The organism is Chryseobacterium shigense (assembly GCF_900156575.1).
GTDB lineage: Bacteria > Bacteroidota > Bacteroidia > Flavobacteriales > Weeksellaceae > Chryseobacterium > Chryseobacterium shigense.
On record NZ_FTNY01000007.1, the window covers coordinates 46,811 to 60,255 of the forward strand.

Below are 13,445 nucleotides of genomic sequence, written 5' to 3' on the forward strand. Positions count from 1 at the left end.
TTCTTTCCAAAAAATACAGGAGAATTAAAGTCCTTTTATTTTCCTGATTCCTTTAAACCATTTTTGAACGGCATTTTTTGAAAAGAATTATAAAGTAAATTTTATAATGAAAGGACTATTGCTGTTAATCTGAAAAATAAAAAAAACAATAAATTTAAAAATATGAATTTAATAGATGTAAAAAACGAGTGGATCAATGAGCTTTCTCAGCCATTAATGATCGCAGGACCATGCAGTGCGGAAAGTGAAGCTCAGATGCTTGAAACCGCTAAAAGAATAAGAGAAACCAATGCTAACGTCTCTGTTTTCCGTGCAGGAATCTGGAAGCCCCGTACCAAACCAAACGGTTTCGAAGGAGTAGGAGTTATCGGTTTAAACTGGCTGAAAAAAGTAAAAGAAGAATACGGATTTAAGACCGCTACAGAAGTAGCCAATGCGCACCACGTATTTGCTGCCCTGGAAGCAGATGTAGATGTTCTTTGGATTGGGGCACGTTCTACGGTAAACCCGTTTACCGTTCAGGAAATTGCGATGGCTTTAAGAGGAACAGATAAACCAGTATTCGTAAAAAACCCTGTAAACCCGGATCTTGCTTTATGGATCGGTGCTCTGGAAAGGCTTTTAGGACAGGATATTAAAAACCTGGGAGCAATCCACAGAGGATTTTCAACCTACCAGAAAACAAAATACAGAAATAACCCGAACTGGCAGATTGCCCTTGATTTCAAAAGCCAGTTTCCCAATATTCCAATGCTGATAGACCCTTCTCACATCTGTGGAAACAGAACAGGTCTTGCAGACATTACTCAGGAAGCATTAAACGTAGGATACCAGGGAGCCATCATTGAATCCCACTGCAATCCTGATGAAGCATGGAGCGATGCTTCACAGCAGATCACTCCGGAAGTATTGGCAGAACTGATCGGCAACCTGAAAGTAAGAAATTCAGGACTGGCAGGTTTTGATAATGAAATGGGAAGACACAGAACCCTTATCTCCGATCTTGACTTCCAGTTGATCGAACTTCTTTCCCAAAGAATGAAGATCTCTGAAAAGATCGGTAAGCTTAAAAAAGAGAATGATATCGCGATCTTCCAGCCTGAAAGATGGAAAGTAATTACAGAATACGCTAACCAAAAAGCGAAGGAAACCGGAATGTCTCATGAATTTATTGAGAAAGTTTTCAAAGCCATTCATGAAGAATCTATTGAAGTACAGAACAGTATTATGATTGACAGACAATAAATCATAGTCAATACCGATAGCCAATCAGCAATAGGGCTTAGGAAATAGGGAAGAGTTTACTCAGATACCGAAATCCTAAGCCCTAATTGCTTATCTTTGCAGCCAATTATCATATGAAAGGAAAAATCATTAAATCTACAGGCAGCTGGTATCAGGTCATGGAATTCGAAACCAATACAATTTTCGAAGCCAGAATCCGCGGCAAATTCAAACTCATCAAGACAAGACTTACCAATCCGCTTGCTGTAGGAGATTTTGTGGAATTTCAGTTAGAGCAGGATGATGTGGCCTGGATCACCAAAATAGAACCACGTACCAATTACCTGATCAGAAAATCCGTTAACCTTTCAAAAGAAGCCCATATCATTGCCTCTAATATAGATCTGGCTTGCTTCATCTTTACCCTTAAACATCCGGAAACTTCACTCGGATTCCTGGACAGATTTCTGGCTTGTTGTGAAGCGTATAATATTAAGCCTTTGCTCTTATTCAATAAAATTGATGTTCTGAACGAAGAAGAAATAGAATTGGTTAAGGATATCGAATTCCTTTATCAGGAAATAGGGTATGAGACTTTAGAAACTTCATCCTATTCCAAACTGAACTTTGACCAGCTTCAGGATCTTCTTAAGGATAAAACCTCTGTGTTTTTTGGACATTCAGGATGTGGGAAATCTACATTGGTGAATGCGTTACAGCCCGGCTTAAATTTAAAAACTTCTGAAATTTCAGACTCCCACCTCAAAGGAAAACATACGACAACTTTTGCGCAGATGCACTTCTGGGATTTTGGGGGGAATGTTATCGATACCCCAGGGGTACGTGAGTTTGCCATGATTGACATTGAAAAAGAAGAGGTACAGCATTATTTCCCTGAGATTTTCAAAAAAAGGGAAGAATGTAAATTTCACAACTGTCTTCATATTAATGAACCTAAATGTGCCGTTCTTGACGCTCTTGAAACTGGAGAGATTCAGTATTCCCGCTATGCAAACTATATAAAATTGATGGAAGAGGCTGAAGAAGCTGCCAAACAATAAGAATATTCCAATTTTAAAATCAGACTTTATTCATGTTGCCGGATTAAAATCATTAATCTGAGGTGTTTTCCTGTCCTTAGTTTGGAAAAAAATTTTTTCTTATGTAATTCAAACTATTCTTCTAAGAATTTTTGCCAGGAAATTTAAAGATGAGCAGTATTCTCCAAATTAAAAATTTTATTATTTCTTTCCCTAAAAATCCAATATCTGAAATTGCTTCTGAAAAAAAAATATTTTAAAAAAAATCCGGATTTTTAATCACAAAAATAGTTTCACACTACAATAACTCCACTTTTTGTCTTCGTATTTTCTGCCAGATAAGATTTTTTTGGTCACACCCGTTATTCTCAAAAATTAAAATTGAAAAAATATTGAAAAAATAATTTTATTTCATTGATTGAATTAGAAGCAATAGCGTATTAATATGATTTTAATGGGTTTGAAATATTATCAAATTCATAATTTATTGGTCGTTTTTTTACAAATAAAAAACCCAGCCGAAGCTGGGTAAAAACTAATAACCATGAAAACTCAAATTAAACATGAGAATCGTAATAGAATTAACAATTTCTGTGCCAAAAATTTTTACGCCATTGTTAATAAAAGTTATTTTTATGTTAAAAAAAAATTAAAATAAAAATCAAAGATATTTTTTGTAATTTTGCGCCATTAAAAAAATATACATTTATGTCTAACATTACATTCACTATGATTAAGCCTGATGCAGTAGCAGACGGACATATCGGTGCTATATTAGGTAAGATCGCTGAAGGAGGTTTTAAGATCAAAGCTTTAAAATTAACTCAGCTTACTGTAGCTGATGCTAAAAAATTCTATGAAGTACATGCTGAAAGACCATTTTATGGAGAATTGGTAGAATTCATGAGTTCAGGTCCTATCGTAGCTGCTGTTTTAGAAAAAGACAATGCAGTTGAAGACTTCAGAACATTGATCGGTGCTACAAATCCTGCAGAAGCAGCGGAAGGTACAATCAGAAAAATGTTTGCAAGAAGCATCGGAGAAAATGCGGTTCACGGTTCAGATTCTGACGAGAACGCTCTTATCGAAGCTCAGTTCCATTTTTCAGGAAGAGAGATTTTCTAAGAAAATATCTTTAAAAATATAAAACCAGAGAATTTTCTCTGGTTTTTTTGTGCCAAAATGTCTTGAAATAATATTTTATAGGTTGTTTTCTATGGCCCCAACCTTTTCCCTGTATAATTCTACAGGATGATCAAGTAATACAGCAATTACGGTCATATTTTTGTCAAGCCTTTCCTTGGGAACATCTATATAGATAATTCCAGGCGTATCGCTCCAGTACAGTTTGTTATAAATAGAATGGCTGATAATAGATCCTTCACCCACTATTCTGATTCTTGAAATATTATTTTTTATTCCTTTTAAAGCAACCGGGCCTGTAGGAATTCCTTCTACAAAAAGATAGACGGTTTGTCTGTCTTTTGACAGTGCACTCATTCCCGGATAATGTCCTTCAGGTAATCCTTTTCCGGTTTCGTATAATGCTTCCGCGTGTTTGCTGATCCATTGCAGGGTTTCAGGATTGGTTTTGGCGGTTTGGGGAATCTTCATTTCCTGGCCGTCGCTGGTAAGGCCCGAGCCATTCAGAACATTATTTCCGCTGTGAAGAAGGTCTGCTATATCATAGGCTGCCATTCGTGTACTTTTGTTTTCAAGAATAGTTCTGAGAACTTTTGGGTCTTTTTTAAAATTTTCCAGTAGAACAGGGGTATTTTTGAAGGCAAGCTCCACTGTGGTAACATCCTGATCAAATGAGACCTTAGATAAATCAATAGTCACGGTGCCGTCATTTCCTAAGTTGAAACGAACCTTAGCATTATGATCACCGACAATTTTTACCGCATCCGGTTTATTAGCCAAACCATATACCTTCACGAAATCCTTAGCTTCATCAAGATACAGAAATATAGATTTTTTTGTTCCCGAAACAGAAGATTTCCCTTTAAAATTTTCAAATGAAAGACCTCGGGTGGTTCCATAGATAGCTTCTTTGTTTTTTGAGGTCCATCTTCCCAGATTTTTTAAAATCTCAACCTGTTTTTCAGGAATGGTACCATCGGGTTTTGGCCCTATGTCCAGAAGTAAGTTGCCTCCCATGCTGATCACATCTGCCAAAGTTCTCACGATCATATTGGGCGTTTTATAATGATGATCATCAGGCTGATATCCCCACGAATCGTTCATCGTATAGCAGAGTTCCCAATATTGGCTTTGTGGACTTACCACAGGAATTCCCTGTTCCGGAGTATCGTAATCTCCGTGGTTGTTTAGCCTTGAATTGATAATGATTCCGGGATTATATTTCTTTAAAATATCTAAAGTTTGCGGAGCTTTCCATTCCTCGGAAGAATGTTCCCAATCCCCGTCAAACCATAACAGGTCCGGATGATATTGCGAAGAAAGCTCGCTGAGCTGGGTTTGATAATAATTAATATACCGTTCCCATCGCGTCGGATCATTTTTAATTTCATATCGTTTTTTTGTTCGTGTATGAATATCATAATAAGGGTGGCTCCAGTCCGGAAGAGAAAAGTAAAGTCCTGTTTTCAGTCCTGATTTTTTAAGACTGCTCACAAAAGGAGTTAAAACATCCTTTTTTGCTAAAGAATGAGTAGGTATCGTTACTGCTTTTTCGGCTTTTGAGTTCCAGAGTGAAACGCCGTCATGATGTTTGGTGGTTATTACCGCATACTGAGCACCGGACTTTTTGATCAGGTCAGTCCATTCATCGGGATCATATCGGGAAGCTGAAAATCCGTTCAGCTGTTTCATATAATTCTCATGGTTAATATAATTGTTGAAGAACGACCAGGATTCAGAGATTCCGTCTACAGAGTAAATGCCCCAGTGGATGAAAATACCAAGTTTAGCATTTTTAAACCATTCCATTTTGCTGTTGTCTGATGATCCGGTCTGTGCATTAATGGTATATGATGATGCTATCAATCCTAAGAAAATAGCTTTGATTAATCTGTTCTTCATGCTTCTTATAATTTGACGCTAAATATAAATAAAGGATATTATATTTTAGAATAATTAGAGTGATTCTAAGCTTTCGTATTAAAATATCAACCAGAACTTTATATTTTAAAATTTTCTCTCAGAAATTGTTGTATTTTTAGCATAATTATGAATGGAATACTTATTGTAAGTTCATTAAAAAAAAGAATATGAAAATTCCAGCATTAGTAATGGCCAGTTTATTGGCTGTAAGTGTATCGGCGCAGACTACAAAGCCTGTTAAAAAAGTAAAGAAGCCGATCAGTAAAAGTAAAAAAGCCGAATCTCCTAAGTCTGTGAAGACTGCCGATACTAAGTTTGTCCCTAAAAAAGATACGATTTTCAGATCGGGTGGTGGTTGCCCGGCTTGTGGAATGGGATAGGTTATGAGAAGACCTTTTCTGGGATTGGCAATGATGCCGGAAGCCGATTTTGTTTCCGCAATACTTCCTCTTCTGCAGAATAATTCTGTGGATGTTTTGGAATGGTCTTTTGACACCTTCTATGATGTAAATGAGCCGGAATGGCTCTCCGGATTACTGGATTTTTATGCACAAAATAGCCGTCTTTTGGGACATGGCGTTTATTATTCCCTTTTTGATGCCAGATGGACCGCAAGACAGGAAGTCTGGCTTGAAAAATTGAAAAAAGAATGCAGTCAAAGAAAATACAATCATATCACGGAACATTTCGGTTTTATGAATACTGAAAATTTTCATCAGGGCGTTCCTTTACCGGTCCCGATGCATTCCAAAACTCTTCAGATTGGGAAAGATAGACTTAAAAGACTTCAGGATGCTGTGGAGGTCCCGGTTGGAGTAGAAAATCTTGCTTTTTCATTTTCCATGGATGATGTGAAAGAGCAGGGGGTGTTTCTGGATCAACTCGTAGAAGATATCAATGGTTTTCTTATTTTAGATCTCCATAATATTTACTGTCAGTCATGCAATTTTGAAGTTGGGATGCAGGAAATTATACAATTGTATCCACTGGAGAAAGTGAAAGAAATCCACCTTTCCGGAGGAAGCTGGCAGGAAAGTGCTTATGCAAAGAAACCAATCCGGAGGGACACTCATGATGACCGGATTCCCGATGAAATATTAGATCTGTTACCTGAAGTTTTATCCCAATGTCAAAACCTTGAGTATGTCATTATCGAAAGGCTTGGGCATACATTAAGTGCTGAATCGGACAAACTTTCCTTTTTTGCTGATTTTAATCGGGTGAAAGAAATGATCAGTAATTCTGAAGATCGATCTGAAGGGAAGAAAGTCTGGAAAAGAAGGATTGAAGAGGATTCAAAACCTTTAGAAGATCTGGTATTCTATAATGAACAGACAAGATTGACAAAGATGTTATTTGATGAAAGTGATGTCGCAAAAGTTAAGGATGAAGGGTTTCAGTATTTCAAACCGGAGAACTGGGATGAAGAAATGATCATAACCGCACAGCAAATCATCAAAAAATGGAATCCTTACTAGGATTTTTTTGCTTTATATAATCAATCACACTATATGAAAATGACAACGGTATTTTTACTCATTACTGCCGTACTTACGGCTTTGATCGCCGGGCTTTTCTATGCCTATTCATGCTCTGTTGTACTTGGATTAGGAAAACTTTCTGACCCTGAATATCTGAAATCTATGCAGAGCATTAACCGGGAGATCCTTAATCCCGTATTCTTTATGAGCTTTATGGGAACTGCCGTGTTGCTTCCTGTAACTACTTTTCTGCTTCGTGGCGAGCCATCTGTTTTTATATTTCTTGTATTGGCTTCTGCTGCTTATCTGATCGGTGTATTTGGAGTTACCATTGTGGGAAATGTTCCTTTAAATGATATGCTGGATAAGTTTGATATCAGCAGTTCAACAGTAGAAGCTATCAAGCAGATGCGTGAAAGTTTTGAAAACAGATGGAACCTTTTAAATACGATCAGAACGGTATTCTCGGTCATCAGTATTGTTTTGGTGGTTTGTGCCTGTATCTGGCGTAAGGAATTGCCGTAATGATTTCCGGAATTAAGTAGAAATACTTAATGGAGATTCCGTATTTCTACGGATGCGCCGTATGTGTTTTTATTTGCAATTTTACGTCAGTAATAACACAAGGAATCTTAAGCATTAAGTCTTATAACAAAAAACTAATAACCACATAAGCTCAAATTCCGCAAGAAGAAAGGCAGCCCTTAGGAGCTGCCTTTTTCTCTTTTTTTATTATGCCGGATCATTAAAAACAGGGCAATACCTCATCGTAAAACAGTGTTTTTCCTGGTGCATCACCTCTCCGTTATTTTAATCTTTGTGCCATTAATGATTAAAATTAAAACCAATGAAACATTTAGAAGTTATTTCCAAAGTGAGATCCCGATCTCTTAAAAGTCTTTGTATGGCAGTAGTCTTGAGTTCAGCATTCTTAATCACAAGCTGCAGTAAAGAGGAGGATGAGCCCGTTCCTCAGCCTGTCGTATATGCAGAAGAAAATCCATTAGCTAAATATCATGAAAATGCAGGGTTTACGATGACCACTAATTTTATCAATTCAGGAAATTATGAATTTGGTCTCGTATTTTCACCGAATGTAAAAGGAAAGATCAATGCAATTACGATCAGGTTGCCTGACCTGAATCCCAATTTAAAAGTAACAATATGGGATTATACCTCTAAAACAGTGCTGAGGACAGAAATGATGAATGTATCCGCTTCCAACACTCTTTTCACAAAGGCTATTGCAGAATTACCTCTGGAGAAAGACAAAAAGTACATGATTACAATGAATTCGAATGACTGGTATAAAAAGACCAAACCTGATAACAGCAATGCGGTATACCCCATCACCGCAGGAAATATTAAATTTCTGGAATACCGTTGGTTGAGCACTTCATCGCAGGTTTTTCCCACGAATATTTCGCTGGACTACAATGGAGGTGATCTGAGTTTCAATTTTCAGCAGGTAGAGTAGTTTTTGTAAAAAATTTAAAGGCAGTCCGATAGGCTGCCTTTAGTCTGTAAATAATTGTTAACTTTTTATATTTTCAGTAATTCAATCGTTCTTTCCGGGCTTTCTGCAGAGAACACTGCATTTCCGGCAACAAGAACATCTGCACCTGCTTCGAATAGCTTTGAAGCATTTTCAAGATTGACACCACCATCTATTTCGATCAGTGCCGTTGAATTGTTGCTCAGAATAAGATCTTTAGTCTCTGCAATCTTTTTGTAGGTGTTTTCAATGAATTTCTGCCCTCCAAATCCTGGATTTACACTCATTAAAAGTACAAGATCTACATCAGCGATGATATCCTCAAGCATCAATACAGGAGTGGAAGGATTCAAAACTACGCCAGCTTTTGCTCCTCTGCTCTGGATATGGTGGATCGTTCTGTGAAGGTGCGTACAAGCTTCATAATGTACAGAAATAAGGTCTGCCCCGTGATTGATGAATTCATCCACATAGTGATCCGGTTCTACGATCATCAAATGAACGTCTACGAATTTTTTAGCATGCTGCTGAACGGTCTTCATCACAGGAAAACCAAATGAAATGTTGGGAACGAATCTCCCATCCATCACATCAATGTGGAACCAGTCTGCCTGGGAGTTGTTCAGCATTTCAATGTCTCTTTGCAGATTCCCGAAGTCTGCGGATAAAAGGGAAGGAGCAATAAGCTTCGTTTTCATTTTTACTTTTATATTAGATATTTAGAATCACGAACCAAGAATCAAGAATCAAGACTTTTTAAAGGTAGGAGACATTTGAATAGCTGCCCATTCACATCTTATATCTTGGTTCTTGTATCTTGTGTCTTTTCGTCTCTTAATGATACTTCAATTTCATCTCCGGCTTAATCTTCAGAAGGGTTTCGTAGATCAGTTTGATTACGTTGCCGACATCTTCTTTGGATACCATTTCTACCGTTGTATGCATATAGCGCAAAGGTAAAGAAATTAGGGCACTTGGTACTCCGCCATTCGAATGGGCAAAAGCATCAGTATCGGTTCCTGTAGCTCTGCTGGCGGCCGCTCTCTGGAAGGGGATTTTCTTTGATTTTGCAGTATCGATGATGAGCTCCCTGATGGTATGATGAATACTTGGCGCAAAGAAAACAACAGGTCCGTCACCACACTTTTGGTCACCTTCTTTTTTCTTCTCAATCATTGGGGTAGTGGTATCGTGGGTAACATCTGTTACGATAGCAATATTGGGCTTAATGGTATCTGCGATCATGTCAGCGCCATACAATCCTACTTCTTCCTGTACTGAATTGGTGATATACAGTCCAAAAGGAATCGATTTTTTGTTTTCCTTTAATAGTCTGGCCACTTCCGCAATCATGAAACCTCCGATTCTGTTGTCCAGTGCTCTGCAGACAAAATAACGGTCATTCATTTCAAAGAATTCGTCAGGGTAGGTGATCATACATCCTACATAGATTCCCATTTCCTCCACTTCTTTCTTGGAAATGGCCCCACAGTCGATAAAGATATTTTCAATTTTAGGAGTAGGTTCATTCTGATTGGTTCGGGTATGGATAGCAGGCCATCCGAATACCCCTTTTACAATTCCGTTTTCACCATGAATGTGTACCACTTTAGAAGGCGCGATGGTCTGATCTGAGCCTCCGTTTCGGATAACATAGATCAATCCGTCATCTGTAATGTAGTTCACGTACCAGGAGATCTCATCAGCATGTGCTTCAATCACTACTTTAAATTCAGCCTCGGGATTGATTATCCCATAGCAAGTTCCATAATGATCCACTTCTATTGTATCTACATACGGTCTGATGTAGTCCATCCAGATTTCCTGACCTTTATGTTCGTAACCGGTTGGAGAAGAGGTGTTTAAATATTTTTCTAAAAATTTTACAGATTTCTTTTCAAATTTCATAAAAAGGAATGATTTTTGCGTTTAATTTTTGTTATTATAAGTGTAAAAATAATGAATTTTAGTAAGATTGTCTGTCTTTTTATCTTCTTTTTTGGAGTCAGTGTTTTTGGTCAGAAGGATTCTATTGTTGCGAAACCCCTCAATCAATATCCTGCGGAATCATTGAAAGTAGATGAGTTCGGTAATAAATATTATTATGACGAACGTCAGAAGATGAAGGTTTATGAAATTAACGGCGAGCCGGTGGTGGTGCTGGATGAGCTGGTTTTGGTGAATAAACCGAGGTTTAATAACCAACTGGATAAAAATTACTACTATTTCCTGAATAAAAAGCTGAACAGAGTTTATCCGCTGTTTGTCACTGCACTCCAGCAGTACAGAGATATTCAAGCCGATATGAATGATATGGACAGTAAAGCCAAAAGGAAATTTGTCAAAGACAGACAGAATATGCTTGCTGATCAGTATGAAAAGCAACTGAGAGATCTTACCACGACGGAAGGCCAGGTTTTTGCCAAGCTCATGAACAGAGCAACCGGTAAGAATGTCTACGAGATCATTAAAGAACTGAGAGGCGGATGGAGTGCTTTCTGGTGGAATGTAAAAGGCAAAATGGCTGATATTGATCTGAAGGACCAGTACAATCCCCACAAGAACAGAACAGATGAGTTTATTGAGTCTCTGCTTCAGTCCAACTGGAATTCAGGCTATCTTCAGCCTTACCCAGGGGCAACAGATTTTAAAGTCAGAAAATAAATATAAAATTCCTGTAATTATTTACAGGAATTTTTCTTTTAATTTATCGAATACTATTTTATCTACCGGAAGCGGAAATGGATTATCTGGTGTATCGATGTCTATCCATTCTGTTCTCTCAATACATGGATCGAGAATAAGGAAATCTTCTTCAGTCGTAATGTTGACTATATAATATATGGTAAGCAGCTGTTCATTTTCTCTGAAACGGGAAACCAGGAAATCTTCCTGGGTATAAAGGTGTTCCACGACTTCTATCTTTACATTCAGTTCTTCATCAAATTCTCTGTGGAGACATTCCAGAAGTCCTTCCCCAAATTCCAGACCGCCTCCCGGAAACTTCATGAGCGGTTCTCCTGCATATTCTTCAAAAAGAGTCAGTACTTTTTTATCTTTTACTGCGCATGCATATACTCTAATGTTGACTTTATCAATCATATGTACTATTTTGTATAGCTAAAATAAGGAAATAAGTGGAAAACACGAAACCCAAAAGACAAACTTGCCCATTTATGCTTTGTTCGTTCTTAGCTATTCTCGCTTACCTTGTTATTGTGATTCTCCATCTTTACGGCATTCATCATCTCTCTTTTCCCGGGAGGACCTTGCTTTTTCTCTACTTTAAAATTGAGATCCTGAAGAATTCTTCTTACACTCCCTTTAGAAGAGTAGGTTGTTAATAAACCGTTAACGGACATTTTGTCGGAAACCATTTCAAATAACGGTTTTTCCCATAGGTCAGGTTGTACTCTTGCGCCAAAGCAGTCATAATAAACCAGGTTGATTTTGGGTAAGTCGATGTCTTTCAGGGAGAAGAAGTCACATTCGATCTTTTTCAGATTGAAGCCTGTAATGATTTCAACGGGTTTTCCCCAGTCTGCCTGATGAATTTTTTGATAAATATTTTTGAATTCCGGGTTATCAAAATGCTCAAAATAGGCCAGATCATTAATTTCAGATTCATTTATGGGGTATTTCTCCAGCGAAAAATAGTTGATGACATGATTTTTGTCAGTTTTTAAATATTCATTAATTGTCACCAAAACATTCAAACCTGTTCCAAAACCGAGTTCTAAAATATTAATTTCGTAATCATTTACCTGATTTAATCCATTTTTGATAAACACATGTTCTGCTTCCTGGAGTGCTCCATGATGAGAATGGTAGTTTTCATTTAAATCATTGATAAACAATGTTTTACTTCCGTCGTTTGTGGTTTTAATCTCTCTTTTCAAGCTATTTTTTTGTCAAATTTACTCCAAAATTTTTATATTTAGAAAATTATGTTAAATTTGTAGAACATCGTAAAAATTTTTAAAAATGATAATTCAAAAAACTGAAAACTCCAGATTTTCGGAATTCGATCCGAACAATTTTTCATTTGGAAGTACTTTTATTGACCATATGGTGATATGTGAGTATGAAAATGGAAAATGGGGTGATGTAAAATTGGTTCCTTATGGTCCTATACCATTTACACCAGCTATGATGGGGGTAAACTACGGACAAGCTTGTTTTGAAGGTATGAAAGCTTATAAAGACAAAGACGGGCAGGTTTTCCTTTTCAGGCCAGAAAAGAATTTTGAGCGTATCAACAAATCAGCAACTCGTCTGGCTATGCCTGAAGTAACTGAGGAAATGTTTTTAGACGGATTAAAAGCATTGGTGGACGTTGACAGAAACTGGATTCCACAAGGAGAGGGAATGTCATTATATATAAGACCATTGATTTTTGCTACAGAGGAAGCTTTAAAAGCAAGAGTTGCCAATAAATATATGTTTGCTATCGTTGCTACCCCAGCGAAAAGTTATTACTCAGAACCGGTTTCTGTGAAAATTTCAGATCATTATTCAAGAGCAGCCAATGGAGGAGTAGGTTCAGCAAAAGCAGCAGGTAACTATGCCGCTTCTTTCTATCCTACACAGCTTGCAATAGAAGAAGGATATGAGCAGATTATCTGGACGGATGATGCTACTCACGAATATTTTGAAGAGAGTGGTACTATGAACGTATTCGTAAGAATTAACGATACAATCTATACGCCACCAACCTCTGAAAAAATCCTTGACGGAGTAACAAGAGACAGCTTCATCCAACTGGCCAAGAAAAGAGGAATTGAAGTGAAAATAGAGCCTGTAGCAGTGAAAACGGTTGTAGAAGCTCAGAAAAACGGAACATTGAAAGAAGTTTGGGGAGTGGGGACAGCTGTTGTAACTACCGTATTCCAGGCTTTAGGATATGAGGGTGTAAAACTTGAACTTCCAAGATTATCAGATGAGGAAAGCTATGCGGCAATCCTTAAAAAGGACCTTACAGATCTTCAGAACAACCTGAGCGAAGACTCTTTCGGATGGAGAGTAGTCGTTGAAAAAGACGTTCTGGAAACAGTTTAATTTTAACGTGATTTGATTCAATAATAGGACCGGCGGAAATTTATTCTGCCGGTTTTTTTATTTTCTCACTAAATATTGGTA

14 protein-coding genes are annotated in these 13,445 nt (G+C 37.5%); 9 read left to right on the forward strand and 5 right to left on the reverse strand.

Features of this window, described 5'->3' with window-relative positions; genetic code table 11:
* The first annotated feature begins 162 nt into the window (after positions 1–162).
* The 3 genes from BW964_RS20060 (at position 163) to BW964_RS20070 (ending at position 3,389) form a co-directional block, all read left to right on the forward strand.
* Positions 163–1,245 carry a chorismate mutase gene (locus BW964_RS20060; protein WP_076510002.1) on the forward strand — a complete coding sequence of 361 codons (1,083 nt, stop codon included), beginning with the start codon at positions 163–165 and terminating at the stop codon, positions 1,243–1,245.
* 113 nt (positions 1,246–1,358) lie between these two features.
* Positions 1,359–2,285: a ribosome small subunit-dependent GTPase A gene (gene rsgA / locus BW964_RS20065; protein WP_076510004.1), complete on the forward strand. Its 927-nt coding sequence runs from the start codon at positions 1,359–1,361 to the stop codon at positions 2,283–2,285.
* 687 nt (positions 2,286–2,972) lie between these two features.
* Entirely contained in the window at positions 2,973–3,389 is a 417-nt protein-coding gene (locus tag BW964_RS20070) for a nucleoside-diphosphate kinase (protein ID WP_034687444.1), read from the forward strand.
* Positions 3,390–3,464: 75 nt separating this feature from the next.
* On the opposite strand, the gene BW964_RS20075 is transcribed toward BW964_RS20070, so the two are convergent.
* Positions 3,465–5,309 carry an alpha-L-fucosidase gene (locus tag BW964_RS20075; protein ID WP_076510006.1) on the reverse strand — a complete coding sequence of 615 codons (1,845 nt, stop codon included), beginning with the start codon at positions 5,307–5,309 and terminating at the stop codon, positions 3,465–3,467.
* Positions 5,310–5,497: 188 nt separating this feature from the next.
* Here BW964_RS20075 and chrA point away from each other — a divergent pair, with 188 nt between their 5' ends.
* From chrA to BW964_RS20095, 4 genes are all read left to right on the forward strand, one after another.
* Complete coding sequence (chrA, locus tag BW964_RS20080) at positions 5,498–5,710, forward strand: MNIO class RiPP chryseobasin precursor ChrA (protein WP_076510008.1); 213 nt, start codon at positions 5,498–5,500, stop codon at positions 5,708–5,710.
* 3 nt (positions 5,711–5,713) lie between these two features.
* Positions 5,714–6,808, forward strand: coding sequence for an MNIO family chryseobactin maturase (gene chrH / locus BW964_RS20085; protein WP_076510010.1), 1,095 nt, complete (start codon positions 5,714–5,716; stop codon positions 6,806–6,808).
* A gap of 33 nt (positions 6,809–6,841) precedes the next feature.
* On the forward strand, positions 6,842–7,336 hold the full coding sequence (gene chrI / locus BW964_RS20090) for a chryseobasin maturation helper ChrI (RefSeq protein ID WP_076510012.1): 495 nt from the start codon (positions 6,842–6,844) through the stop codon (positions 7,334–7,336).
* A 322-nt stretch (positions 7,337–7,658) separates the two neighbouring features.
* Entirely contained in the window at positions 7,659–8,288 is a 630-nt protein-coding gene (locus BW964_RS20095) for a DUF4082 domain-containing protein (RefSeq protein WP_123911975.1), read from the forward strand.
* Between the two features lie 65 nt (positions 8,289–8,353).
* On the opposite strand, the gene rpe is transcribed toward BW964_RS20095, so the two are convergent.
* Both rpe and chrP read right to left on the reverse strand, forming a co-directional pair.
* The gene (rpe, locus tag BW964_RS20100; protein WP_076510016.1) at positions 8,354–9,004 is read right to left on the reverse strand and encodes a ribulose-phosphate 3-epimerase; all 651 of its coding nucleotides are present in this window, start codon (positions 9,002–9,004) and stop codon (positions 8,354–8,356) included.
* Positions 9,005–9,140: 136 nt separating this feature from the next.
* Positions 9,141–10,214, reverse strand: a complete 1,074-nt coding sequence (chrP, locus tag BW964_RS20105) for a chryseobasin maturation metalloprotease ChrP (protein WP_076510017.1) — start codon at positions 10,212–10,214, stop codon at positions 9,141–9,143.
* Between the two features lie 51 nt (positions 10,215–10,265).
* Here chrP and BW964_RS20110 point away from each other — a divergent pair, with 51 nt between their 5' ends.
* Complete coding sequence (locus BW964_RS20110; RefSeq protein ID WP_076510019.1) at positions 10,266–10,970, forward strand: DUF4294 domain-containing protein; 705 nt, start codon at positions 10,266–10,268, stop codon at positions 10,968–10,970.
* A gap of 21 nt (positions 10,971–10,991) precedes the next feature.
* Here the strand turns inward: BW964_RS20110 and BW964_RS20115 are convergent, their stop codons facing one another.
* Entirely contained in the window at positions 10,992–11,408 is a 417-nt protein-coding gene (locus tag BW964_RS20115; protein WP_076510021.1) for an NUDIX domain-containing protein, read from the reverse strand.
* Positions 11,409–11,497: 89 nt separating this feature from the next.
* Complete coding sequence (gene mnmD, locus BW964_RS20120) at positions 11,498–12,205, reverse strand: tRNA (5-methylaminomethyl-2-thiouridine)(34)-methyltransferase MnmC2 (RefSeq protein WP_076510023.1); 708 nt, start codon at positions 12,203–12,205, stop codon at positions 11,498–11,500.
* 85 nt (positions 12,206–12,290) lie between these two features.
* On the opposite strand from mnmD, the gene BW964_RS20125 reads away from it, so the two are divergent.
* On the forward strand, positions 12,291–13,364 hold the full coding sequence (locus BW964_RS20125; RefSeq protein WP_076510025.1) for a branched-chain amino acid aminotransferase: 1,074 nt from the start codon (positions 12,291–12,293) through the stop codon (positions 13,362–13,364).
* Positions 13,365–13,445: the final 81 nt, after the last annotated feature.